Origin of the sequence: Dyadobacter subterraneus (assembly GCF_015221875.1) — a bacterium.
Taxonomy (GTDB): domain Bacteria; phylum Bacteroidota; class Bacteroidia; order Cytophagales; family Spirosomataceae; genus Dyadobacter; species Dyadobacter subterraneus.
In genome coordinates, this window is the sequence record NZ_JACYGY010000001.1 from 108,499 (window position 1) to 132,169 (window position 23,671).

Here is a 23,671-nt window from a genome sequence, read left to right on the forward strand (position 1 = left end):
AATTTAAAAGGGTAATAACTTATTTTTTTGACCAGTGGATATTCATGCCGAGGAAGTAAGAGCGACCGTTAAATCCTGGTCCGGTGGCATCATGACCAGAACCGATAGTTGTATTTTTGATCGATGTTAAATCAAAAAGATTTTTCGCCCCGCCAATCAGGTTGATGTATTTTCCTAATGTTTTGGTGACGGTAAGATCAGCCATATTGTAACCGCTGATTTGTCTCAAACTTGCAGTAACCGGTGTGCCGCTGATGAGTGCATAAGCAGGTTTTTTGCCAGTATATTTATAGAAGAAATTTATGCTTGCTCCAATTTTTGAGAAGTTGTAAAGAAAATTGGCATTGATTTCCGGCGACCATACAAATTCCGGCAAATCCTCTGTTACACCTTCCGACTCATCCAGAATGTCGTTATAAGTTCCGATGTAAGTAGCTCCCAAAGTCGCCTGAATATTTTTCCAGTAAAATTTATTGTCAAGGCTAACACCAGTTGTTTTGAATAAACTGATATTCAGATAGGTAGTTTGTGACGGGTTATTTGGGTCAAATCCGGTATCGATTCTGTTATGGAAAATGTTGTAAAAACCACCCAGCGTGGAAGTAACTTTTAAAGAAGATTGTTGTTTTACCTGCCAAACCAGAAACGTATTGAAGCTATTCGAATATTCAGCTTTCAGGTTTTCATTACCATTAATAGAGTGCGACGCGTCATGAAAATCGAAATATAATTCACGCAAAGCTGGCGAGCGGAAACCGCGCGCATAACCCATACGCAAATCGAGAACATTGTTCAACGTGATTTTAGCATTCAAAGACGGGATCACCGGAGGTGCATCATAAACTGAATTTTTGATAAAACGGACACCTGGACTCAATTTAATAGCTGGCGTTACTTTCAATTCGGATGAAACAAAAAACGCATATTCGTTGATTGTCGGCGAACCTTTTATCCTGGCCCCACTGGCGTTGTTGTTATTTATTTCAATTCCTGGCAGCAGAGATACATTAGGCGAAACTTTGTAAAGAGCAGTTCCTCTGAAAAAAACAGTAGTGAAAATGGATTTATCCTGAGCCGCTGGATCCAGAGAAAGTGTACGTTTTCCGGTATTGAAATCAATGTTGGTACTTAGTGTTTTCCGGCTGTAATCTGTGTAAGAAAGTGCGCCAGTAAAACCCAGTTTATCACTTGCATGATACTCGCCTTGAGCCTGGTGAAACCATCTTTTGGTAATATAATCTTTGTCGCCGGCTGTGTTTGCCACGTTAATATTTCCAAGATATTTAATGGTTTCATCAGTCCCGTTAAATCGGTACCAAACGTTCCATTTTTCTTTTGTATAGCCAATACCAGCGTTGAACAACATTTGTTCTTTTGGCATCCAGGCTTTTACCCGACCTGTGGAATCTCCTTGCCAGCCGCCAAAATTGTTCCGTGTCACGCCGCCATTTAGCTGAAAACCGTTTTTTTGCCAGGTTATGCCAATGTTTTCATTGTGAGTACCTTTTTTGTCAAAAGCGTTATACTCATCACCAACAGTTTCTTCCTGAAGACGTGCGGAAACGGATAAGTTATCGCTTCCATCACCTTTTTTTGTAATAATATTGATAACACCTGCCAAAGCATCCGTACCATAAATCACAGACATTGGGCCTTCGACGATCTCTATACGTTCAATGGTATTTATATCAATTTGTCCAAGACTTTCACGTGTTGCACCACGATCTACTAATGGAATTCCATCGAGCAGTATTTTTACACTTTGTCCCGTCATACCCATCAGCTGGATATCGGTAGTTCCCAAAGTCGGATCGTTGGAAAATCTGATTCCTAATTCGGTGTTCAGGATTGTCTGAATATTTGTTGCTCCTCGCGCCCGGATGCGTTCACTATCAATTGTGCGGACTTGATACACTGAGTTGCGTAGCGATTGTTTGCCAAATTGGCCGGTAACTACTGCATCCTGAAGAGAAATTCCATTTTCCTGAAGTTGTATATTTTCGAGAGTCAGGATTTTTCCAGCGGTTATTTCAACAGGTAATTCTTTCTTCTCATTCCCCAACACGCTAACGATAAGCGTGTAATTTCCTTTGGGAGCTTTTAACTGAAATTTACCGTCAGCATTTGTAATATTACCATATTTGGTGTCTTTCAAAGTAATGTTTACACCTTCAAAAGACTTATTGTCCTGGGTTAAAATCTTTCCTCTGATTTCTCCATTTTGAGCCATTACCGTACTGGCGCCAAGTAAGGAAAGAATCCAAATGAGTGTAAATAGATGTTTCATTCGAAGGGTATATCAATTTAGACCAATTATATTTTGCAAATAAATGGTTAATTAGACTAATTACAAAGTAATTTTTGAAGAAATAATTTATTGCGTCTGTTTCGATTGATTTACGGATGAAATTGTGGGGTTAATTTGGGAAACACATTTCCCCGGGGTTGAAACCCCGCGCTACAATGTCGGTCATGCCTACGGCATTTTAGATCTGGGTTGGGAATGGCTTTTCCCCGGGTTGAAACCCGGGGTTATTAAATTGGTCATGCCGATGGCATTTTAAAATATCTGCGTTGGAAACGCTTTCCCAACAGAAATATATTGGGAATCGAAATCCAACAAAACGAAATTTATAATTTAAGAACCAGTGCCATTGGCACGACCGACATTGTAGCGCCGGGTTTTAACCCGGGGATGCGTGGCACGATCGATAAATATTATTATTACCGGATATTAGTTAATCACCGCCTTAATCGTCACAGTAACAACATCTTTCAATTTCCAGTTACTTTCACCAACCTTATAATCCAGACGGTTAATTTCAAAAGTGCTGGAAACAGCATAACTGCCATCAGCATTTTTCTTTGCATCAAATGGAAGCGTAACGGTTTTGGAAACGTCTCTGATTGTCAACGTTCCTATCGCCTGGTATTGATCACCTTTCTTTTCAACCTTTGACGATTTGAAATGAATATTGGGATATTTAGCAACATCAAAATATTTATCACTTTTCATGTCCTTATCCCTTCCATCGCTATTGGTTTTAAAAGAATTTGCAGCAATTGTTAAATTAAAAGCCGAAGCATTCAGGTTATTCGGATCAAAAATTGCTCCTCCTTTTGGGGCGTCAAACGTACCTTTACAGGTTCCTAGAATAAACTTGACACTAAAATCAGTTGAACCGGAAACCACTTTCGAGGTTTGTGCGTGAGCCTGGTAAAAAGCCAGAACTGCGAAGATTAAAACTGCGAATTTAAATTTCATAAGCGAATCTTTAAAGTTTACGGCAACACGATTTTATAATTCATCAAGAATTGAATCTCCTTTCGATAAATCTCCCGATGTCCATTGCCATTTTTCATACAAACGTATCTTTCCGTCAGATTTTATTTCTGGTGTTGATTTACAAATGCCAGTCGTGATTTCTCCGCGATCATTTATTTGATGATAGCGCATATCCAGACAACCATTCTCGTCAACAAGAGCAATTAAATGTCCCAGCCGGATATTAGCACCTACGTATTCTGATGTCAAAAGGTTGCCCGATTGTTTGTAATGAAACTGCATTCCCAAATCTACTTCACCGTTTTCAGAGTTGGAAAGTGGAATAAAAATTTTGCCGTCGTAATTAATCATTCTTTCTTAATTGTATATTAATCAATTGTTTAAAGGTTGTTTTTTACACACAAACTGTCCACCCGTTCAGTTAGTTTTTTCAACAAATCAAGTTGTTTTGCCTGAACATCAAACAAAGTTTTAATCTGTTCTTCCAGAAGCAGATCCATTTTCTGATGCAAACTACGCACTTCAAGTTCCGCCTTCATATTGATCAGATAATCATTTTCTGCCCGGATTCTGTCTTTTTCTTCCTGCCGATTTTGGCTCATCATAATGATAGGAGCCTGCATAGCAGCCACGCAGGAAAGTACCAGGTTCATCAAAATAAAAGGATATGGATCAAATTGTTCCGCTTTGGGAAGAAATGAATTGTAGACGATCCAGATAAAAAGGATGACGCTGAAAATAATAATGAATGTCCAGCTGCCGCCAAACCGGGCAACCTTATCGGAAACGCGCTGTCCCTGCGTCAGGATTTCTTGTGGAGGATGTGCCAGATTATCAACAATGAGCTCCTCTTCCTGAAACGCTTTGTTGACAATATCATGTAATTTTTTAATCTGCTCGCTTTGGTTGGCAAGAATGTCGTCAACTTCATTAATAACTTCGGCCATCTTTAATTCGGATGTTTTATTTTAAAAGTACGAATTAAAGATGGCTTACAAATTATTTCACCGAAGTAACCCACCAAACATTTCCACTCGGATCTGTCACTCCGCAGCTTCTTCCATAATCCTGGTCTGCCGGTTCCATAATCGTTGTTGCGCCTTCTGAAAGTGCCTTTTGATACGACTCATCCGCATCTTCAACATAAATAAAAAGATTGGCTGTCTCCGTTTTCCATTTCTCAGTACTGTCACAAAACATGATTGTACTTCCATTGATCCGGATTTCGGAATGCATCACAACGTCCGTATCATCCCGCATTTTCTTGAAAGTTACTTCTGCGCTAAAAACTTTGGTGGTAAAGTCAATAAATTTTTCAGCTGATTCCAGCATTAAATAGGGCATTATCGTTTGATGCCCGTTTGGAATTTTTATAGTGCTCATAGCTTTTTGATTTATGTTTAGGCAAATGTAATAAGCTTCAAAAACCTGAAATTGGAAAAACACGACATTATGCATCCCGATATTCAGCACCTTCTGCTTTACCGGAAAAGAAAGATCGCGGATGCTGACCGGAGAATTCTTTGAAGTCGTGAATAAAATGTGACTGATCATAGTATCCGCATTCGTAGGCAATTTTAGTAAGTGATTTCTGAGAATCTCCATACATATTTAATGCGGATTGAAAGCGGACAATTCTGGCATATAACTTGGGACTGAAACCTGAAAACGCTTTAAATTTTCTTTCAAATTGTCGGGTTGATAAAAAACTTTCTTCGGCCATTTGTTGAACATTCGTAGTGCCTCTTGACTGAATGATATTGCAAATCGATGCAAATACGGCAGGTTCATGTCTGTAATTCCGGCTTATCTTTTCTTCAAGAAATGCCGAAATAATAATAACTCTTTCTTCATTGGTTTTTGCCAGCATCATTTTTTCTTCAAGAATTTTGCCCTCATTTCCCATCAAAGTTGGAAGATCCGGCATTTCGTTGCTTAATTCATCTGATGGCATTGAAAACAATAGTGGCAGCGTAAAAGGATAGAGATAAGCGCCAAAAATCCCAAAATTTCGGTGTACGATAAAACGACGAAAATTTTGAGACTGACCATGCAGACCGGAGCTGAAGGATGTTTCAATCTTATCTTTTGAGAAAATTTCATCAAAAGGAGTTTGGTAATGAAAAATCATTTCTGCGCATCCATCCGGCATAACCCGATGAATGTAGGGTTTTTCCGTACTTACTTCGTCTTCCAAAACCCAGAAGCATCTGACAAATCCGGAAAGTTTTGATGATGGAGAAATGGTTAAATATTTCATAAGTCCGTAAGTTGATGTTAACCGAAACCTTCAATATTTGAAATAGAAGATACGTTTATGAATTACGCTGGAAATGATTCCTGTCATTTTTTATAGTTCTTGATAGCTATAATTTTGACGGTAATATATAAAGATAACTATCTGTAAAATAAGACGGATGGAAAAGTATGATTACTTTTGTACTAAAAATCAATAGGTACATTTCCAAATTCCTTTGATACATTTGAATCATAATTCATGGTAATATTTTAAATTGATCAGATAAAACAAATAACAAAAGCTGCGTGTTTGCAGTATTGGAATTTTGAAATGCTGATTTTTTAGAACTATTATCCAAATTAGAATTGTTATTAATAACAACTGGTAACTTTGCCGGAAGAAATTAAAATCAGTTTTCTTTACTCAGTCGATTACTAATTATACTCAGTTTCTGTCATGAAATTAGTGCCAATAGAAAAGCGTACGGGACTTACCCGTGAAGAATTTATTGAAAATTATCTTAAACCAAGTCGCCCGGTTGTTTTCACAGATTTGGCAAAAGATTGGCCGGCGATGCAAAAATGGACATTTGAATGGCTTCGTGAAAACCACGGACAAATTGAAATTCCATTGGTGGATAACCACATGCACGATGCCGATAAGTATTTCCAGATCGCCAAAACGATGAAATTTGGGGAATACCTTTCATTAATCGAAAAGGGCCCGACAGATTTAAGACTTTTCCTTTTTGATATTTTCAAAAAAGCACCTTCTCTGACAGAAGATATCCGTTTTCCAACGATTATGGACGGATTTTTGAAATATTATAAATTTGTATTTTTTGGTGGTGAAGGTTCCATTACAAACCTGCACTATGATATGGATTGCTCAAATGTATTTTTGACGCAGTTCCATACACGCAAACAGGTTATTTTATTCTCACCAGAAGAAAGCACAAGACTTTATCAGCATCCATTTACGGTAATGAGCAAAGTGGATCCGATTAATCCGGATTACGAGCGCTTCCCGGCAATGAAAGGTGCGGTGGGTTATGAAACGACTTTACTTCACGGCGAAACGATATTTATTCCTTCACTCTGGTGGCACTATATCCGATATATTGATGGAGGATTCAGTCTTGCTTTGAGAGCTAATAATTCTGTTTTTACTGCCGTTCGAGGTGGTATGAATCTTGTTCGTCACACGGTGGTGGATAAGGGAATGGCTTCTCTTTTAGGAATTGAATGGCAGCATTGGAAAGAGAAAAAAGCGGTTGAAAAAGCACAGCAACTTATCGCTCAGGAAGCATAGAGGAATCTGACGCATTCCAAAGAAACTATTTTATCTTTGGAATGCGTTATGACTTGTATTCCTTTTATGTTTTGATATGAATTTTGAACTCACTTCCGAATACCAGCCTACGGGAGATCAGCCCGAGGCAATCAGACAACTTTTAGAGGGAATTGCAGCCGGAGAACCCGCTCAGACGCTATTGGGTGTAACGGGTTCGGGAAAGACTTTTACCGTAGCGAATGTCGTGGCGGAAATAAATCGTCCCACGTTGGTACTAAGCCATAATAAAACTTTGGCCGCCCAGCTTTATGGCGAGTTTAAGCAGTTTTTTCCAAATAACGCGGTTGAATATTTTATTAGTTACTACGACTATTATCAGCCGGAAGCTTTTATTTCAAGCACAAATACGTACATCGAAAAGGACCTGATGATCAATCAGGAAATTGATAAATTACGACTGCATACCGTTTCTTCGCTCATGAGCGGACGCCGGGATGTTTTGGTAGTTGCCTCTGTATCATGTATTTATGGTGCCGGAAACCCGAATGAATATAAAAAGAGTATTGTAAAAGCAAAGCTTGGTGATATCGTAAGTCGCAACCAGTTTTTATTCAGACTGGTAGAAATTCTTTACAGTCGTACCGAAGTAGAATTCGGTCGCGGGACTTTCAGGGTTAAGGGAGATACGGTTGATGTTTATCCAGGTTATGCAGATTTCGCATATCGGTTCATCTTTTTTGGAGATGAGATTGAAGAAATTCAGCGTATTGAACCGGATTCCGGAAAGAAAATTTCAAGTGAAAAAGCGGTTTCAATTTTTCCTGCTAATCTCTTCGTGACAGGACGCGATGTTCTTTCTCAATCCATTAAAGAAATTCAGGATGATCTGGTCAAACAGATCAATTATTTCACCAGCAATGGAAGAGTATCAGAAGCAGAGCGTGTGAAAGAACGTACGGAATTTGATATGGAAATGATGCGTGAACTTGGTTATTGTTCTGGTATTGAGAACTATTCGAGATACTTTGATCGCCGAATTCCGGGTCAGCGCCCTTTTTGTTTGCTGGATTATTTCCCGGAAGATTTCCTGATGGTTGTTGATGAAAGTCATGCCACTATGCCGCAGCTTAAAGCGATGTGGGGCGGCGACCGTTCCAGAAAAGAAGCGTTGGTAGAATATGGTTTCCGTTTGCCATCAGCTTTGGATAATCGCCCACTGACTTTCCAGGAATTTGAAGATTTAACGCCACAGACGATTTTTGTAAGCGCAACGCCGGCAGAATATGAATTACGTCGTTCGGATGGTGTTGTGGTTGAACAGATTATTCGTCCGACGGGCTTGCTCGATCCTGAAATTGAAGTGCGTCCAAGTTTGAATCAGATCGATGATTTGTTGGAGGAAATTACAATCCGTATCAAACAAGGCGACCGCGTTCTGATCACTACTTTGACCAAAAGAATGGCAGAGGAACTGAGTAAATATCTGGATCGTGTCGGGATAAAATGTCGTTACATCCATTCAGAAGTTAAAGCATTGGATCGTGTTGAAATTCTTCGTGAATTACGTCTTGGTGTCTTCGATGTTCTGGTTGGAGTTAACCTTTTGCGTGAAGGTCTGGATTTACCGGAAGTTTCTCTGGTAGCAATTATGGATGCGGATAAAGAAGGTTTTTTAAGAGATATTCGTTCGTTGATTCAAACAATCGGTCGTGCGGCACGGAATGAAAACGGGAAGGTTTTGATGTACGCTGATGTAATGACCGGTTCGATGGAACAGGCAATTAGTGAAACAAACCGCCGCCGTGCAATTCAACTTGCTTATAACCAAGAACATGGAATAACTCCGAAAACGATTCTGAAATCGAAAGAAGCAATTATGGAACAAACATCCGTCGCCGATTCGAAACCAAGAAAAATATATGTTGAACCATCCGAAATCCGGGTAGCTGCTGATCCTGTTGTTCAATACATGGGTAAAAACGATCTGCAAAAATTGATTGTAGAAACGCAGAAGAAAATGGAAAGTGCTGCGAAGGATATGGACTTTTTGGAAGCAGCGCGGTTGCGTGATGAGTTGCTGCAGTTGAAGGAGCGGGCTAAGGAGAAGGTTTAAATATTGTAATTTAGTCTTTACAAAAAAAAGCTCTGCATCTTCTGTTTAGATGCAGAGCTTTTTTTTCATTAGCAATTTCAAAATACTATACTGTTGCCAAATTCTTTTTCAACAATTCCACAGCCTCAATCCAGTTATTAACCCTCGTGTGTTTGGTCACATTGATATTATGTCCGGCCGTAAAAAGTATAGGCATTCCTTTGTGGAAATCAAGATTTTTTAAGTGATCGTCAATCAAAAAGTCGGTGCCAATAACGCTCTTATCTCCGCAGAAAATAATATTTTTCCAGGAAATAAACGGAAAGTGTTCAGCCAGCCAGTCATGTTTTTCAAGCAAAGAATTTGGGAATTCCATGGCCGCCGAAACGATATAAATTTCAAAATCTTCCTGCAATTCTTTCAGTGCTTCAACAGCACCTTCTATAAGCGGCGCGTTTCGGAAAAATCCCGGTTTGTATATAAGACTTCTTGCCTTATCAGGTTCCGGAAAAGCAAAATCTTCCGGTTTCCCCAACAGATCTTTTTTATCAACGCGAACTCCAAATTCTTGTTCGTATAATTTTATCCAGTTTGTTTCAATATCTGCTATGACATTATCCATGTCTATGGCTACTGTTTTCTTCATTTTATGTTAAAGGTTTTGTTTTGTGCGATTTTATGCAACAAATGTAAATATTATTTGCAATAAGTTGCAATGTTGTATTTAAATTAATTATTATATTTGCAAAAAGTTGAATATGTTATGCTTAAAGAAGAACGTTTTCAGGTAATTCTAACCCAGCTTGGACAAGATCAAAAGGTTCATTTAACCGATCTGAGCCATATATTAAAAGTGTCGGAGGACACAGTTCGTCGAGATATTAAGGAGCTTGCCGATCAGGGACTTCTGAAATCTGTAAGGGGAGGAGCCGTGCCGCATTCACCAGGTCCGCATCATTTCAAGGATCGGATTGAATACGGAAATGAGCAAAAACGAATTATTGCAAACAAGGCTTTACGTTTTCTAAAAGACGGGCAGGTTGCCATTTTTGATGGCGGAACATCGGCTATGTTAATTGCTCAGGCATTACCAAAAGATATTCATTTGACGGTCGTAACAAACAGCTTTCCAATTGCCAGTATTTTAGAAGAACATGAAAAAGTGGAGGTCTTATTTGCGGGTGGAAGGCTGATAAAAAATTCTTTCGTTACTATCGGAAATGAAACCATTCAATATTTCAGAAAATTCAGAGTAGATATATGCTTTTCGGGAATTTGCAGTATTCATCCTGAACTTGGCGTAACAGGTCCGGATTATGAAGAAAGTGAAGTCAAACGAGCTATGGTGGAGTCTTCCAAAGAAATCATTGCGCTTTCAACGTTAGAGAAATTAGGAACCGCCGAAGCATATTATGTTTGTCCGACCAATCAGTTAACGACAATTATAACCGATCAGCCGGACAATCTGGATGCTTTCGAAATCTATAAATCGATGGGAATTAAAATGGTTTAGTTTTCATCTTCAGAAGTTTGTTCGATCTTGTGAAAAGTATTGTCTATCGTTTTTGTCTCCTGATTTAAAACATTGGCAAAACCCAACATATAGGCAATAGTGAAGTACCTGAGCCATTTAATGGCAGCAAGTATTATTTTATTGATTTTCATGATTTCTGAATTGAAGTATAAAACAAGCCGAAGACTTTCTTCCTGAATAGGAAATAAAGAGTACCAGAACAATAATCGCTTTGCTTTTCGACAAAAAGAATGTTATAAATCCCGCAGAAGGAACCTGCTAGGAAATGAAATCAGGGAAATCGTCAGAGGAATTGTAAGCAAGGTTGAAGCCTCGGAACCGAAGAATTGTATTTTGAAGGAGTTTTTGAAAAAGACAAGTTTGTCTGTTTATTGTAATTTGAACAAAATTCTCCAATCTTTCTGAAAGCAGTTTTATTAGAGGATATTGTGAATTGAGGTTCTGATATAAATTACTTCTTTTAGTTATTACGGAAAACGCAGCAACTTTTCTCTGGTTATTTAAATTAAACTGATCAACTCGTTCAATCAGAACAGGTTTTCCAAATTGAAGATTGTTCTGATAATAAGAAATTCCGGATGACAGAAACAGGAAAAATAGCCAACTGAAAATTGGGATTTTGAGGTTGATATTTTGTCTCTGTTTCATATCTTGATTATTTTGCTCCCATCCTTATCGCACCATCCAATCGTATTACTTCGCCGTTTAACATCGGATTTTCCACGATTGATTTTGCCAGCAAAGCATATTCAGATGGTTTTCCCAAACGTGATGGAAATGGCACTTGTTGTCCAAGAGAAATTCTGGCTTCCTCCGGCAAATCCATTAATAGCGGTGTTTCAAACAATCCTGGTGCAATGGTCATTACCCGAATACCTGCTTTTGCAAATTCGCGTGCTATTGGTAAAGTCATACTTACAATACCACCTTTGCTGGCAGCATAAGCCGCTTGGCCTATTTGACCGTCATATGCTGCAACAGATGCTGTATTTATAATAACGCCGCGCTCACCTTCGATATTCGGTTCATTTTTTTCCAAAGCAAAACCTGCCAAACGAATCACATTAAATGTCCCAAACAGGTTGATCCGAATCGTTTTTTCAAAGGCTTCTAACGAATGTGGTCCATAAATTCCATCGACTTTTCCAATGGTTTTCCGGGCAATTGCAATACCTGCGCAATTCACAACAATCTGAATCGAACCAAATATTTCCAAAGCAGAATTAATAGCCAATTTGACATCAACTTCATCTGCTACGTCTGTTTTTACAAATTTTAATTTGCCAGGAAATTCCTGTTCAAGTGATTTTCCCGAAGTCTCGTTGAGGTCAAGTATAACAGCATTGGCTCCTTGTGAAAGAAATAATCTCGCTGTGGCTTCGCCAAGCCCGGAAGCTCCGCCGGTAATAAGTGCTGTGGAGTTTTGTAGTTGCATGAAGTGTGCAGGCTAATTACTGTTAATTACTTATCACTTCTATGTCGATTCAATATATGGTCCGGGATAGGGTGTTTTTCTAAGAATGCGCGGGCTTCATCGTTTTTCCTCTGCGCCGCCGGAGATATCGGTACATCATTTAAAGATTTATCAATAAAAATTCCACCATACATTGGCTTTTTATCAACAACTTTTGATTCTAACGATTTCATATTTAGGTAGTTTAATCTGAATTATTGACATTTTTAACAATCAAAAAACTATCAAATGACAAGTTTGGTTCAAACGGAACCCATTCATTATTTATTGATCCGTATATAATTAAATCCTTCCGAAGATCAAGATAAACTTTATTTATAGAAATCTGGTATAATCGTGTTCGGGATTTTGAACTACCTTTGAAATAAACTGTCCTATCAGGGAATTCAATAGTAAAAAGAATAATCGCATTCATGACGGTAGCTAAAATTTCTGGCATATCACCATTGTTTGTAATAGACAAATCATTTTCCTCGCCAGTGAATGGATTATAGTCTAATAAAGCTAGGTTGTATAATTCAGGAGATAACTGCATAAATTGTATTACTTTTTCAAAAACACCTCGCTTCCCAACACTTTGGAACTGAAAACGTGTGTTATTATCACTTATGTTTAATGTGTATGGTTTGTAATTCATTACATACTGATAAACTTTTTTAGGTTACACGGAATATCACAGGGCAAAAAAGAACGTAAGCCGCACGAATCTCAGAGGTAAAGATTTCCATCAGAGTGACACCTCCCAATCTTTTGCATTATTAATACGTAATCCATCAACATAAGTTACAGAACCAAAAGAAAAAGGAGTTTCACAAAGAAAAAAATCTCTGTGAAACTCCTTATTTTAAACTCCTCTAACTCTGCGTTTCCTAAACAGATTAAGAAACAACCTCAATCTTCACTTTCAACAAAAATTCATCCATTTCAATCTCACTAGCCGAGCCATTTAGGTCGCCGACCAGGCTAAGATCCAGAGCCTGAACTTCCTGACAAATATATTCACGGTTCGCAGTCACTGCGCTTGCCAGTAATTCATCATTGTTTTGAAGCGTGATTTTGATTTTATCCGTTACCTCAAATCCGCTATCTTTACGAAGATTTTGAACACGGTTTACGAAGTCACGCGCAATACCTTCCAGACGAAGTTCGTCGGTAACGGTAATATCAAGTGCGACCGTCAAGCCATTTTCGCTTGCAACCAACCAGCCTGGAACATCTTCGGTATAGATTTCAACTTCGTCAATCAAAATCGCAGCAACCGGATGAAGATCAGTGATTAAATACTGACCGTCTTTTTCCAGTTGCTTGATTTCAGTATTGTCCCAAAGTTTGATTTTCTCTGCAACAGCCTGCATATCTTTTCCGAATTTTTTACCTAAAACCTTAAAATTCGGTTTTGCTCTTTTATGAAAAAATCCGTCGTTGTCGTTGATTGCATCAACGTCTTTCACGTTAACTTCTGACAAAATAATCGAAGCAACCTGATGGATCTGGCGACTGGTTTTTTCTGTCAATGCCGGAATCAAAACTTTTGAAAGTGGCTGGCGTACTTTTAATTTATGTTTTTTACGGATCGAGTGAACCAGCGAACTAATCGACTGAGCCATTTCCATCGCTTCTTCCAGATCAAGGTCGATTTCATTGTATTCAACATGCGGCCAATGGGACAAATGCACCGAGTCGTATTTCAAATGAGAATCCGCTTTGATCGATTCTTCTCTGATTCCGTCCGTCAAACTTTTGTACAACCATTCCGCAAAAAACGGAGCGATAGGTGACATTAGCTGAGAAACCGTAACAAGGCAATGCTGCAAAGTTTCATAAGCTGCTTTTTTGTCTTCTGTCAAACCAGCGTTTTCGCTTGATGGGTTCCAGAAACGGCGACGGTTTAAACGGATGTACCAGTTTGAAAGCTGATCCGTTACGAAATCCTGAACCAGACGTCCCGCTTTTGTCGGGTTATAATCGTCAAACTGCTCGCCAACTTCTTTGATCAGCGTATTCAGTTTTGACAAAATCCAGCGATCCAGTTCCGTTCTGCTTTCGACAGGAACAGACGTGGCTTCATGGAAGTTATAACCGTCCAGATTTGCATACAAAGCGAAGAAATTGTAAGTATTAAGCAGCGTTCCGAAAAACTTGCGCTGTACTTCCTGAATTCCGTCGATGTTAAATTTAAGGTTATCCCATGGTTCCGCATTGGTGATCATGTACCAGCGCGTTGCATCAGGACCATATTTTCCAAGTGTTTCGAATGGATCAACGGCGTTTCCAAGACGTTTGGACATCTTGTTACCATTTTTATCCAAAACCAAACCTGTTGAAACAACGTTTTTGAACGCTACCGAATCAAACAACATGCCGGCAATCGCATGCAAAGTGAAGAACCACCCACGTGTCTGGTCAACGCCTTCCGAGATAAAATCTGCCGGATAACTTTCGTTGAAAGTTTCATTGTTTTCAAACGGATAATGCCATTGTGCATAAGGCATCGCACCTGAATCAAACCAAACGTCGATCAGATCCGGCTCTCGGAACATGATATTTCCCTGAGCAGAAACGAAATAAATATTATCAACGTAAGGACGGTGAAGATCAAAATCTCCTTCACCCAATTTTGCCAGATAAGACGAATTGCTTTCAGTTTGTTCTGCTGATAATTTACCAGAAGCATTTGCACTTTCAAGCAATTCTTTCAATTCACTGATCGCACCAACACAAACTTCTTCTCCAACTTCACTGCGCCAGATCGGAAGCGGCGTTCCCCAGTAACGTGAACGCGATAAATTCCAGTCAACCAGGTTTTCCAGCCAGTTTCCAAAACGGCCCGTTCCGGTACTTTCCGGTTTCCAGTTTATTGTTTTGTTCAATTCAACCAGCTTATCTTTCATCGCCGTCGTTTTGATAAACCAGCTATCCAATGGATAATATAAAACCGGTTTGTCCGTGCGCCAGCAATGCGGATAGGTATGTTCGTATTTTTCAACCTTGAACGCTTTTCCTTCTTCTTTCAGTTTGATCGCAATCAAAACGTCCGTTGCACGGAATTCAGGATCAGCCTGTTCTTCTGCTGAATAATATTCAGGCTTCACAAAACGGCCCGCATAATCTGTAATTTCCTTCACAAAACGTCCGCGCCGATCTACGATCGGCACCTCTTTTCCGGTTTCATCTTTTACCATAATGGCAGGAATACCATTCGCATGAGAAACCCGAAAGTCGTCCGCGCCAAAAGTTGGAGAAGTATGCACCACGCCGGTACCATCTTCTGTCGTAACGAAATCGCCGATGATCACACGGAAAGCAGGTTTGTCTGGCTGGATATATGGCATCAACTGCTCATATTCAACACCTTCCAGATCTTTTCCTTTAAATTCTTTCAAGACAGTCCATGGGAGCAATTTTTTATCGCTCGCAGCATAACCTTCAAAATCTCCGTCTTTTCCTTTTTCAGTAAAATATTTACCAATTAAATCCTTAGCCAAAACCACTTCAACGGGTTCATGAGTGTAAGGATTGAAAGTTTTTACCAATACATAATTAATATTGGCTCCAACCGTCAAAGCTGAGTTTGCAGGCAAAGTCCACGGTGTTGTTGTCCATGCCAAAATGCGCAGATCAACCAAACCTTCAACATCCGCAAAAACAGAATAGCTTTCTACCGCTTTTACCTTGAACATCGCCACAATCGTTGTGTCCTTCACATCTTTGTATGTGCCGGGCATGTTCAATTCATGTGAGGAAAGTCCGGTTCCAGCTGCCGGGGAATACGGTTGAATTGTGTAACCTTTATAAAGTAAGCCTTTGTCGTATAGCTTTTTAAGCAAGCTCCAAAGACTTTCGATGTATTCGTTTTCGTAGGTTACGTATGGATTTTCCAGGTCCACCCAATAACCCATTTTTTCCGTAAGATCATTCCATTGGTCAGTGAATTTCATGACCGTCTGGCGACATCTTTCGTTATATTCTTCTACTGAAATTGTTTTGCCAATATCATCTTTGGTAATTCCAAGTTCTTTTTCAACCTGCAATTCAACCGGAAGTCCGTGCGTATCCCAGCCCCCTTTACGCTTTACCTGAAAGCCCTGAAGGGTTTTGTAACGACAGAAAATATCCTTAATCGAACGCGCCATTACGTGGTGAATACCCGGCGTTCCGTTTGCTGAAGGTGGTCCTTCATAAAAAGTAAAGGAAGGCGAACCCTCACGCGTGTCGATCGACGCTTCAAAAATTTTATTGTCTTTCCAAAATTTCAGTATATCATCACCAATCTGTGGATAACTGAGGTTTTTATACTCTTTGTAGTTCATATTGGCAGTTAGCTGTCAGCCTTATCGCTTTAAGCTTCGTTATTTGGCACTTTCCTAAATTTCAGACCGCAAATTTACGGATTTTTTGGGTGAAAGGGAAGGACGTGTAATAATGATTGCTGGCTGGATTTAATAACATTTTAAAATTAGGTAACAGAAATAGGAGATAAATAGATCATTGAGGAAAATCTTGTGATCAGCCAGGCGAAATCTAACCAATAAAAAATGGATATTTTGGGTAATTTTTCCTGGGAAGAGAAGTAATATCGGTCTTGATAACAGAATCAAAATACCCCTTTCAATACTAGAAACCTAGATTTCTAGTATATTGCCATGCGAAATACCAACCTTTAATATCAAATGGAATTATATCACCGACTTCTGGAAGCGAATAAAGACTGGGCAGTTAAAAAACTGGAACTGGATGAAAATTATTTTGACAGACTTTCCGCAGATCAAAAACCTGATTTTCTTTGGATAGGATGTTCTGATAGTCGTGTGCCTGCTGAGGAACTGACAGGTTCACGCCCTGGCGATATGTTTGTTCATAGAAATGTCGCAAATCTTGTTGTAAGTACGGACATGAATATGTTGAGCGTACTTCAATACGCTGTTGAAGTGTTAAAAGTGAGACATATTCTCGTTGTGGGCCATTACGGCTGTGGTGGTATAAAAGCTGCCATGACGCATCAGGATCTTGGTTTGATCAATAAATGGCTACGTAATATTAAAGATGTTTACCAGAAATATGCGCCCGAACTGAATGCGATTGAAGATGAAACTGATCGTACCAATCGATTGGTTGAATTAAATGTTGTAGAGCAGGTCAACAATCTTTTGAAAACAACCATTGTTCAGAAAGCATGGAATCGTGGACAGAATCTGCATTTGCATGGCTGGGTATTCGGGCTTAATAATGGAATTATCAAGCCAATCATTGACCTGCCGGCAGGCTCCGAAATTGCCGATATTTACAGATATGATTTTGAATAAAAAAATTGCGCAGTATGTGAATGCTGCGCAATTTTTATGTCAAGTCTGAAATTTTTTATTTTTGATAAACCCGAACGTAATCAATTTCATAACGCGCAGGGAATTCTGTTTTGGATAGCTCTCCTCCATTATCACCTCCAATGGCCATTCCTATTAATATATAGTGCGGCTGGCGAAATCCATTGGATTTTGGATCAATTATATTGAAGGTTTTATCCAAATCCTGCGTATTCATCAGCATGTTGTCAACATATAATTTGATGCTTTTTTCATCCCAATCCATTCGCCAGATGTGAAATTTTGAAGACCACTCCGGATCCTTGAATGCTGATATAGGCTTTTTTACAGAATTCCAGGTTGCTTTCCATTTTTCTTTGGAACCCCAGGCAACATTAGCAAGAAGCATATTACGATAGAATTCCATAATGTCAATTTCACCATTATCCGGCCATTCGCCTTCATTTCCCAGGGTCCAGAAAGCGGGCCATAAGCCGGAACGGATATCAATTTTCGCACGCATTTCAAAACGGCCATATTTGAAACTATGCATACCTTGCGTTATTAAACTGGCGGAAGTATAATGAGCAGAAGCCCTTTCTTCCTTCCAGTTTTTGCTCCCGGCTACATAGTTGGGATTTTTTACTTCTTCTTTTCTACCTTCAATAATTAAAAACCCATCTTTACAAAAAGCATTATCTTCCTGATACCACTGATCTTCATGATTTCTTACAAATCCTTTTTCAGCTTTCCAGTTTTTGGGATCCGGCTTGCCGTCAACATTGAATTCGTCGGACCAGACCAGTTTTTCCTGTGCTTTTAAGGTATGTATAGAAATGAAAAAAAGTAATAACAATTTGATCGACCGGCTGATTTTCATGATTTCAATTAATTAAACAGATTCCAGTGAAAAAGTCTGTCAAGGCCCATAATTACCCGAAGTGGTAATGGTTCAAGCCAAATTATCCTGTTGTAACCCATGGTAAAAACAAGCGGGTGTAAAACACAGATAAATGCCATGAAAAAGAAGATGATCCGGATTGATTTCAATGAGGCGTTTTTAAAAAGTACAAAAACGGACATTAATAAAAAGGGGAAACCATAAGACAAAGCTCTGTCGATATCATGCACATAAATTCCCGTTGATGTCAAGACAACGAAACCGACGGAAAGGACAAAAAGTAAGGCGTATTTTTTTGTTAAAAACAAGGCTAGAAAAGCCGCGCCGAGCAGCAGCCACATACCTTCAAAAACACTCCAGAGACTACTGCCCAAACCATAACGATTACCGTCCTGCAACAGGATAGGAGCCCAATTGTAAGTATACCGATGATCCGGAAAATAGGTTTTTCCAATATATATGCGAATGGTAAAATAGATAATCCAGCTCAGCCAGACCACCCAACCTCGTCCGGCAAAAGCATTTTTGATCAAAGACCATAATTTGAAATCACCGGTCTCATAAGCCTTGTTGAGCATCCACCACAGCAAAACATAGCCTCCGGCAATCACTGCACGTTCATCCGTAAAAAAAGCCGCCAGCATTAGAAAGAAAACGGCGGCGTGTTTACGCGTCAACAAAGCATTCAACAGGAAAAAATATGCAAATGTGTCACCATAACCATGAATATCTGCATAGGGCCAGACACCGATAAAAATGTTGGAAAGAGATAAGATGAACAGGCAGGTTGTTACTTTATCATTTGAAACCGAGAATACATATTTTGCAATCTGGTTAATAAAAGCAATACCAATAAGACCCTGGAAAAGTAAAATTAAAACAACATTATGACGGGTTACATAAGAAAGAAAAGGAAGTGTCCATCTGTAAATCATAGCATCCCGTCGCACATATACGCCGTAGCCAATGTCGGTTGGATGTAACAGATTGTCGGCCTGATTTGCTATAAAAGTCCAGGCATCCAGATTGCCGGTATGATTCAAATGATTCCATAAAACGGTGTATGGAGGGAATGCCAGAAAAATTGAGAGGGCGACGCAGAATAAGGTCAGCATTAAAATCCATTGTCTGGATCGCAATTTTAACTCAATCCACCCAATAAGCGAATGGTAAAAATTTTCAAAAAGCATGGCTAAATATTTATAGGTACTAACGGAAAGTAGTACGCTAAGATAAAATAGTTACAAGTTCATTTCCAAAAAGATTGGACATGATCAGTCCATAATTTGCTTTAATGTTGTTCTTTAGACTTTTAATTTATTTAACGGCCAAATCTTGTTATCTGTAATAAGATTTTGTTAATATATATTGTTTAAACCATAATGAAGAAGATTATTGATATTGCGGGGAAGGCCGGGCTGGATGGTTTTTTACTTGCACTGATAAGCATGATTGGGCTGGCGTATATTTATCCTTATCCTGGCATGAAAAGCAGTCCGGTGCCTTTGGGAGAAATCGCGACTTATGGCGTTTCTGTTATTTTCTTCTTTTATGGTTTAAGATTAAGCCCTGAAAAACTTAAAGCAGGTTTGACAAACTGGCGTCTGCATACGATGATCCACTTTTCAACATTTGTACTTTTTCCACTTCTCGCACTTGTAGTTCGTCCGCTTTTCAAAGGCTCAGAAAATGAAATGTTGTGGTTGTCTATATTTTTTCTGACCACTTTGCCATCTACTGTGTCATCATCCGTCGTTATGGTTTCTATTGCAAACGGAAATATTCCTGCTGCGATTTTCAATGCCAGTATTTCAAGTTTGATGGGCGTTTTTATAACACCGCTCTGGATGGGACTTGTGCTGGACAATGCATCCGGGGAATATGATTTGCTGGGAGTAGTCGGAAAGTTGTCTTTGCAAGTAATACTACCTGTTGGATTGGGTATATTGATGAACAAATCATGGGGCGCTTTTGCGGAAAAGTACAAAAGTAAAATCCGTTATTTCGACCAGTTTACAATATTACTGATCGTTTACACATCTTTTTGCGAATCCTTTGGTGAGCATTTATTTAGTGGATTTGAAATTCGTGATATCGTATTGCTGGGAGCGGGAATGATTGCTTTATTTTTTGCCATCTATCTGCTGTTGAGCTTTTTTAGTCGATTATTACATTTTAGTAGGGAAGATGAAATAACAGCAGTATTTTGTGGTTCAAAAAAATCCCTGATTCAGGGAGCAGTTATGTCAAAAGTTCTGTTTTCGGGAGCATCTTATGCGGGTGTAATGTTGTTGCCAATTATGTTATATCATGCTTTGCAACTCATTGCTGCCAGTGTTTTGGCGCAGAGAATGGCAAGAAAGAATTTGGAAATCGCGGATTCGGAATAGCCGGAATTTTTCTGACAAATTGATACTTTTAACAAAAACAGATTACTATGCGATTGATTCCGTTCATCTTACGTCTGATTTTATTTATACTTATTCTGGTAGGATTAAAGTCGATGTGGGATAATTTCAGTTCAGGGAACTGGATTCCGGATTGGGTTTCAGGAAAAAATAAAACAGAAACAGTTCATACTTTGGTGTTGCAGGAAATGAGCGCGATGGGAAAACTTGAACTGGTAAAATACAATTTTAAAGATGTGGTGGAACAGGAAGTTGTCAAAACCTGGCTTCCCAATGCAAAAGCAGTGCTGATTGTGCAGGGAGAGGCAATTGGCTGTGTCGATTTAACCAAAATCCAGATAGCAGATATTACCTCGGAGCAAGAAACGCTGGTTGTCCATATGCCAGAACCGGAGTTATGTGTTTTCAAAATTGACCATGAACATTCCAAAGTTTATAACACAGAATACGCTTTTATGGAGGAGGGGAAACTGGTAAATGAAGCATATTTACAGGCCGAAAAACAAATTCAAAAATCGGCTTTGGATATGGGAATTTTGGAACAAACAAAAGAAAATGCGACCAAAATATTAACGCCAATGCTTGAAAAAGCATCAGGTAAAAAGGTAATGCTGAAATTCCCGATGAATGCGAAAATAGATAAATTACGTTAATCATATCATTCCTATGCCCGTTAAAGGATTTCTGACCCAGGAAGATTTTCAAAATAAAGTTAAGCTTGAAGAAATTGAAACCGTAATCGTAGCCTTCACTGATCATTACGGAAGGTTAATGGGAAAACGGGTGGATGCCGATTATTTCATAGATAGTGTTCTTGATTCTGGCACGCATGGCTGTGATTATTTGCTGACAACCGATATGGAAATGGAACCTGTTCCGGGTTATACTTATGCAAACTGGGAGTTGGGTTATGGTGATTTTCATATGGTTCCTGATTTGTCAACGCTAAGAATGGCGGATTGGCTTGAAAAAACGGCACTAGTTATTTGTGATATTTTTGATGAAAAAACGCACGCACCTGTGCCTGTTGCCCCACGTTCGATCTTAAACAAGCAGCTTGAAAATGCCGCCGATTTTGGTGGATTGAAATGTTTTGCTGCATCGGAACTTGAATATTATCTTTTAGAAAATACTTATAAAGACGCGTTTCAAAAACATTATCAGGATCTGACACCAGCCGGATATTATTTGGAAGATTATCACATTCTGCAAGGAACGCGTAATGAAAAATATACATCCACAGTCCGCCGACATTTGAAAAATTCCGGTGTTCCAATTGAAACCTCAAAAGGGGAATGGGGACTTGGGCAGCATGAATTAAATGTACGTTATGCTGAGGCGTTGCCTATGGCTGACAATCATGTTATTTACAAACAATGCATGAAAGAAGTGGCCGATGCAATGGGTTTTTCTGTTACTTTCATGGCGAAATTTGCAACCGGACAAGCCGGTTCGAGCAGCCACATTCACATGAGTTTGTGGAAGGATGGTAAAAACGCTTTTGCCGGAGATCAGCAGTTTGGTCCGGTAAAAGGGTCAGATATTTTCCGCTGGTTTCTGGGTGGATGGATCAAACATGTGCCGGATGTAATGCCTTTTTATGCGCCGACTGTCAATTCTTACAAAAGATTTGTAGATGGTTCCTGGGCACCAACCCGACTTGCATGGAGCTATGACAACCGTACAGCCGGATTTCGGGTAGTAGGCCATGGAGCAAGTATGCGCATAGAATGCAGAATTCCGGGTGCAGATTGTAATCCATATCTCGCTTTTGCTGCTTCATTAGCATCAGGTTTGGCAGGAATAAAAAATAAAATTGAACCGCCGGAATGTTTCGTGGGGGACATTTATGCCGCAGCACATTTACCTCGTGTACCATACACGTTGGCAGAAGCTACCACTCTTTTTGAGCATAGTGAATTTGCGAAGGAAAATTTTGGAGAAGATGTCGTTCAGCATTATTCGCATTTTTACAAAACCGAACAACGGGCGTATGATATGTCAGTGACGGATTGGGAGAGGAAGCGGTATTTTGAACGGATTTGAGGGGGATTTTGGACTGGGGCAGGAGGCTCCTAAGGAGCCTGGATTTTGCCAGAGGAAAATCGATTGCTATAAACAGGATGCTCCGATGGAGCGGGGTTTTGGAAAATAGAATTTCTGGAATTAGAATTAATTTCTTAGATCAGGAATTATCCAGCCGCAGGGCGGCTTCCTGTTTATAGAAACAAATCATCACCGAGAAAAGATTCGGCTCCTTCGGAGCCTCCTGTGATTAACCATTATTATAAAAAACCAACTATACAAAAACTCAATTACTATAAAATTTAATCCCTTAATACATAACCCAATGCGTTTAGAAAATAAAGTAGCCCTTATCACCGGAGGAAGTGGTGGAATTGGCCGTGAAACTGCTCTTTTGTTTGCCAAAGAAGGAGCTAAACTGGTAATTACAGATGTAAATGATGTTGCCGGACAAGAAACGGCAGATATGATAACAGCCGAAGGCGGCGAAGCATTTTATCTTCATGCTGATGTTTCCAAGGCTGCTGATTGTGAAGCAATGGTAGCATTTACCGAAGAAAAATTCGGGAAATTGAATATCATGTTCAACAACGCCGGTATTATGCATAGCGATGATGATAACGCGATGACGACCGAAGAATCCATCTGGGATTTAACAATGAACATCAATGCTAAGGGTGTTTTTCTAGGTTGTAAATATGGAATTCCTGCACTTCAGCGTGCTGGCGGGGGTTCTATTATCAATACGGCTTCATTTGTAGCCATTTTGGGAGCTGCGACTCCGCAAGTTGCATATACAGCCAGTAAAGGTGCAGTTTTAGCTTTAACGAGAGAATTGGCAATCATTCATGCACGGGAAAATATTCGTGTCAATGCACTTTGTCCGGGACCTCTGCGTACAGAATTGTTGATGAAGTTTTTGAATACAGAAGAGAAAAAACAACGTCGTCTGGTACATATTCCAATGGGACGTTTTGGTGAAGCGAAGGAAATGGCGTCGGCTGTTTTATTCCTTGCGTCTGACGAATCGTCGTTTGTTACAGGTACTGATTTTCTGGTTGATGGTGGAATTACATCTGCTTACGTAACACCGTTATAAGGTTAAAAGAAGATCAAACT

At 39.4% G+C, this 23,671-nt stretch carries 22 protein-coding genes; 8 read left to right on the forward strand and 14 right to left on the reverse strand.

What is annotated here, in order from left to right:
* Positions 1-19 precede the first annotated feature (19 nt).
* From IEE83_RS00445 to IEE83_RS00470, 6 genes are all read right to left on the reverse strand, one after another.
* Positions 20-2,287 (reverse strand): TonB-dependent receptor, encoded by a 2,268-nt coding sequence (locus IEE83_RS00445; protein WP_228101615.1) that lies wholly within the window; start codon positions 2,285-2,287, stop codon positions 20-22.
* Positions 2,288-2,734: 447 nt separating this feature from the next.
* Positions 2,735-3,265 carry a YceI family protein gene (locus IEE83_RS00450; protein ID WP_194118680.1) on the reverse strand — a complete coding sequence of 177 codons (531 nt, stop codon included), beginning with the start codon at positions 3,263-3,265 and terminating at the stop codon, positions 2,735-2,737.
* Between the two features lie 33 nt (positions 3,266-3,298).
* Positions 3,299-3,637: an avidin-fold protein gene (locus IEE83_RS00455; RefSeq protein ID WP_194118681.1), complete on the reverse strand. Its 339-nt coding sequence runs from the start codon at positions 3,635-3,637 to the stop codon at positions 3,299-3,301.
* A 29-nt stretch (positions 3,638-3,666) separates the two neighbouring features.
* Complete coding sequence (locus IEE83_RS00460; protein WP_194118682.1) at positions 3,667-4,233, reverse strand: DUF1003 domain-containing protein; 567 nt, start codon at positions 4,231-4,233, stop codon at positions 3,667-3,669.
* Positions 4,234-4,285: 52 nt separating this feature from the next.
* Positions 4,286-4,669, reverse strand: coding sequence for a VOC family protein (locus IEE83_RS00465; RefSeq protein WP_194118683.1), 384 nt, complete (start codon positions 4,667-4,669; stop codon positions 4,286-4,288).
* Positions 4,670-4,736: 67 nt separating this feature from the next.
* Positions 4,737-5,546, reverse strand: a complete 810-nt coding sequence (locus IEE83_RS00470; RefSeq protein WP_194118684.1) for a helix-turn-helix transcriptional regulator — start codon at positions 5,544-5,546, stop codon at positions 4,737-4,739.
* A 435-nt stretch (positions 5,547-5,981) separates the two neighbouring features.
* On the opposite strand from IEE83_RS00470, the gene IEE83_RS00475 reads away from it, so the two are divergent.
* Positions 5,982-6,836, forward strand: coding sequence for a cupin-like domain-containing protein (locus tag IEE83_RS00475; protein ID WP_194118685.1), 855 nt, complete (start codon positions 5,982-5,984; stop codon positions 6,834-6,836).
* A gap of 76 nt (positions 6,837-6,912) precedes the next feature.
* Positions 6,913-8,931 (forward strand): excinuclease ABC subunit UvrB, encoded by a 2,019-nt coding sequence (uvrB, locus tag IEE83_RS00480; RefSeq protein ID WP_194118686.1) that lies wholly within the window; start codon positions 6,913-6,915, stop codon positions 8,929-8,931.
* Between the two features lie 85 nt (positions 8,932-9,016).
* Here uvrB and IEE83_RS00485 read toward each other — a convergent pair whose 3' ends face one another.
* On the reverse strand, positions 9,017-9,556 hold the full coding sequence (locus IEE83_RS00485; RefSeq protein ID WP_194118687.1) for a 5' nucleotidase, NT5C type: 540 nt from the start codon (positions 9,554-9,556) through the stop codon (positions 9,017-9,019).
* A 117-nt stretch (positions 9,557-9,673) separates the two neighbouring features.
* On the opposite strand from IEE83_RS00485, the gene IEE83_RS00490 reads away from it, so the two are divergent.
* A complete protein-coding gene (locus IEE83_RS00490) occupies positions 9,674-10,423 on the forward strand; it encodes a DeoR/GlpR family DNA-binding transcription regulator (protein WP_194118688.1) in 750 nt (249 codons plus the stop codon).
* Here IEE83_RS00490 and IEE83_RS00495 read toward each other — a convergent pair.
* The 5 genes from IEE83_RS00495 to ileS all read right to left on the reverse strand — a co-directional run bounded on the left by IEE83_RS00495 (position 10,420) and on the right by ileS (position 16,228).
* Positions 10,420-10,575 (reverse strand): hypothetical protein, encoded by a 156-nt coding sequence (locus IEE83_RS00495; RefSeq protein ID WP_194118689.1) that lies wholly within the window; start codon positions 10,573-10,575, stop codon positions 10,420-10,422. The two genes, IEE83_RS00490 and IEE83_RS00495, sit on opposite strands and share 4 nt — an antisense overlap.
* A 524-nt stretch (positions 10,576-11,099) precedes the next feature.
* On the reverse strand, positions 11,100-11,879 hold the full coding sequence (locus tag IEE83_RS00500; protein ID WP_194118690.1) for a 3-hydroxyacyl-CoA dehydrogenase: 780 nt from the start codon (positions 11,877-11,879) through the stop codon (positions 11,100-11,102).
* A gap of 26 nt (positions 11,880-11,905) precedes the next feature.
* Positions 11,906-12,091, reverse strand: a complete 186-nt coding sequence (locus IEE83_RS00505) for a hypothetical protein (protein WP_194118691.1) — start codon at positions 12,089-12,091, stop codon at positions 11,906-11,908.
* Positions 12,092-12,102: 11 nt separating this feature from the next.
* Entirely contained in the window at positions 12,103-12,555 is a 453-nt protein-coding gene (locus IEE83_RS00510; protein WP_194118692.1) for a DUF6934 family protein, read from the reverse strand.
* A gap of 241 nt (positions 12,556-12,796) precedes the next feature.
* Positions 12,797-16,228: an isoleucine--tRNA ligase gene (gene ileS / locus IEE83_RS00515; RefSeq protein WP_194118693.1), complete on the reverse strand. Its 3,432-nt coding sequence runs from the start codon at positions 16,226-16,228 to the stop codon at positions 12,797-12,799.
* Positions 16,229-16,588: 360 nt separating this feature from the next.
* Between ileS and can the strand changes: the two genes are divergently transcribed.
* The gene (gene can, locus IEE83_RS00520; protein ID WP_194118694.1) at positions 16,589-17,221 is read left to right on the forward strand and encodes a carbonate dehydratase; all 633 of its coding nucleotides are present in this window, start codon (positions 16,589-16,591) and stop codon (positions 17,219-17,221) included.
* Between the two features lie 55 nt (positions 17,222-17,276).
* Here can and IEE83_RS00525 read toward each other — a convergent pair whose 3' ends face one another.
* Positions 17,277-18,098, reverse strand: a complete 822-nt coding sequence (locus IEE83_RS00525) for a glycoside hydrolase family 16 protein (RefSeq protein WP_194118695.1) — start codon at positions 18,096-18,098, stop codon at positions 17,277-17,279.
* 8 nt (positions 18,099-18,106) lie between these two features.
* Positions 18,107-19,309 (reverse strand): hypothetical protein, encoded by a 1,203-nt coding sequence (locus IEE83_RS00530; protein WP_194118696.1) that lies wholly within the window; start codon positions 19,307-19,309, stop codon positions 18,107-18,109.
* A gap of 192 nt (positions 19,310-19,501) precedes the next feature.
* Here IEE83_RS00530 and IEE83_RS00535 point away from each other — a divergent pair, with 192 nt between their 5' ends.
* The 4 genes from IEE83_RS00535 (at position 19,502) to IEE83_RS00550 (ending at position 23,651) form a co-directional block, all read left to right on the forward strand.
* On the forward strand, positions 19,502-20,509 hold the full coding sequence (locus IEE83_RS00535) for a bile acid:sodium symporter family protein (RefSeq protein WP_194118697.1): 1,008 nt from the start codon (positions 19,502-19,504) through the stop codon (positions 20,507-20,509).
* A 47-nt stretch (positions 20,510-20,556) separates the two neighbouring features.
* A complete protein-coding gene (locus tag IEE83_RS00540) occupies positions 20,557-21,180 on the forward strand; it encodes a DUF4230 domain-containing protein (RefSeq protein ID WP_194118698.1) in 624 nt (207 codons plus the stop codon).
* A gap of 13 nt (positions 21,181-21,193) precedes the next feature.
* Entirely contained in the window at positions 21,194-22,573 is a 1,380-nt protein-coding gene (locus IEE83_RS00545) for a glutamine synthetase family protein (protein ID WP_194118699.1), read from the forward strand.
* 304 nt (positions 22,574-22,877) lie between these two features.
* Entirely contained in the window at positions 22,878-23,651 is a 774-nt protein-coding gene (locus IEE83_RS00550) for a glucose 1-dehydrogenase (RefSeq protein ID WP_194118700.1), read from the forward strand.
* Positions 23,652-23,671 lie beyond the last annotated feature (20 nt).

Excerpts from the sequence above, each read along its gene's own strand:
- IEE83_RS00445 (WP_228101615.1), bottom strand. The coding sequence starts at position 2,287 with ATGAAACATCTATTTACACTCATTTGGATTCTTTCCTTACTTGGCGCC.
- IEE83_RS00450 (WP_194118680.1), bottom strand. The coding sequence starts at position 3,265 with ATGAAATTTAAATTCGCAGTTTTAATCTTCGCAGTTCTGGCTTTTTAC.
- IEE83_RS00455 (WP_194118681.1), bottom strand. The coding sequence starts at position 3,637 with ATGATTAATTACGACGGCAAAATTTTTATTCCACTTTCCAACTCTGAA.
- IEE83_RS00460 (WP_194118682.1), bottom strand. The coding sequence starts at position 4,233 with ATGGCCGAAGTTATTAATGAAGTTGACGACATTCTTGCCAACCAAAGC.
- IEE83_RS00465 (WP_194118683.1), bottom strand. The coding sequence starts at position 4,669 with ATGAGCACTATAAAAATTCCAAACGGGCATCAAACGATAATGCCCTAT.
- IEE83_RS00470 (WP_194118684.1), bottom strand. The coding sequence starts at position 5,546 with ATGAAATATTTAACCATTTCTCCATCATCAAAACTTTCCGGATTTGTC.
- IEE83_RS00475 (WP_194118685.1), top strand. The coding sequence starts at position 5,982 with ATGAAATTAGTGCCAATAGAAAAGCGTACGGGACTTACCCGTGAAGAA.
- uvrB (WP_194118686.1), top strand. The coding sequence starts at position 6,913 with ATGAATTTTGAACTCACTTCCGAATACCAGCCTACGGGAGATCAGCCC.
- IEE83_RS00485 (WP_194118687.1), bottom strand. The coding sequence starts at position 9,556 with ATGAAGAAAACAGTAGCCATAGACATGGATAATGTCATAGCAGATATT.
- IEE83_RS00490 (WP_194118688.1), top strand. The coding sequence starts at position 9,674 with ATGCTTAAAGAAGAACGTTTTCAGGTAATTCTAACCCAGCTTGGACAA.
- IEE83_RS00495 (WP_194118689.1), bottom strand. The coding sequence starts at position 10,575 with ATGAAAATCAATAAAATAATACTTGCTGCCATTAAATGGCTCAGGTAC.
- IEE83_RS00500 (WP_194118690.1), bottom strand. The coding sequence starts at position 11,879 with ATGCAACTACAAAACTCCACAGCACTTATTACCGGCGGAGCTTCCGGG.
- IEE83_RS00505 (WP_194118691.1), bottom strand. The coding sequence starts at position 12,091 with ATGAAATCGTTAGAATCAAAAGTTGTTGATAAAAAGCCAATGTATGGT.
- IEE83_RS00510 (WP_194118692.1), bottom strand. The coding sequence starts at position 12,555 with ATGAATTACAAACCATACACATTAAACATAAGTGATAATAACACACGT.
- ileS (WP_194118693.1), bottom strand. The coding sequence starts at position 16,228 with ATGAACTACAAAGAGTATAAAAACCTCAGTTATCCACAGATTGGTGAT.
- can (WP_194118694.1), top strand. The coding sequence starts at position 16,589 with ATGGAATTATATCACCGACTTCTGGAAGCGAATAAAGACTGGGCAGTT.
- IEE83_RS00525 (WP_194118695.1), bottom strand. The coding sequence starts at position 18,098 with ATGAAAATCAGCCGGTCGATCAAATTGTTATTACTTTTTTTCATTTCT.
- IEE83_RS00530 (WP_194118696.1), bottom strand. The coding sequence starts at position 19,309 with ATGCTTTTTGAAAATTTTTACCATTCGCTTATTGGGTGGATTGAGTTA.
- IEE83_RS00535 (WP_194118697.1), top strand. The coding sequence starts at position 19,502 with ATGAAGAAGATTATTGATATTGCGGGGAAGGCCGGGCTGGATGGTTTT.
- IEE83_RS00540 (WP_194118698.1), top strand. The coding sequence starts at position 20,557 with ATGCGATTGATTCCGTTCATCTTACGTCTGATTTTATTTATACTTATT.
- IEE83_RS00545 (WP_194118699.1), top strand. The coding sequence starts at position 21,194 with ATGCCCGTTAAAGGATTTCTGACCCAGGAAGATTTTCAAAATAAAGTT.
- IEE83_RS00550 (WP_194118700.1), top strand. The coding sequence starts at position 22,878 with ATGCGTTTAGAAAATAAAGTAGCCCTTATCACCGGAGGAAGTGGTGGA.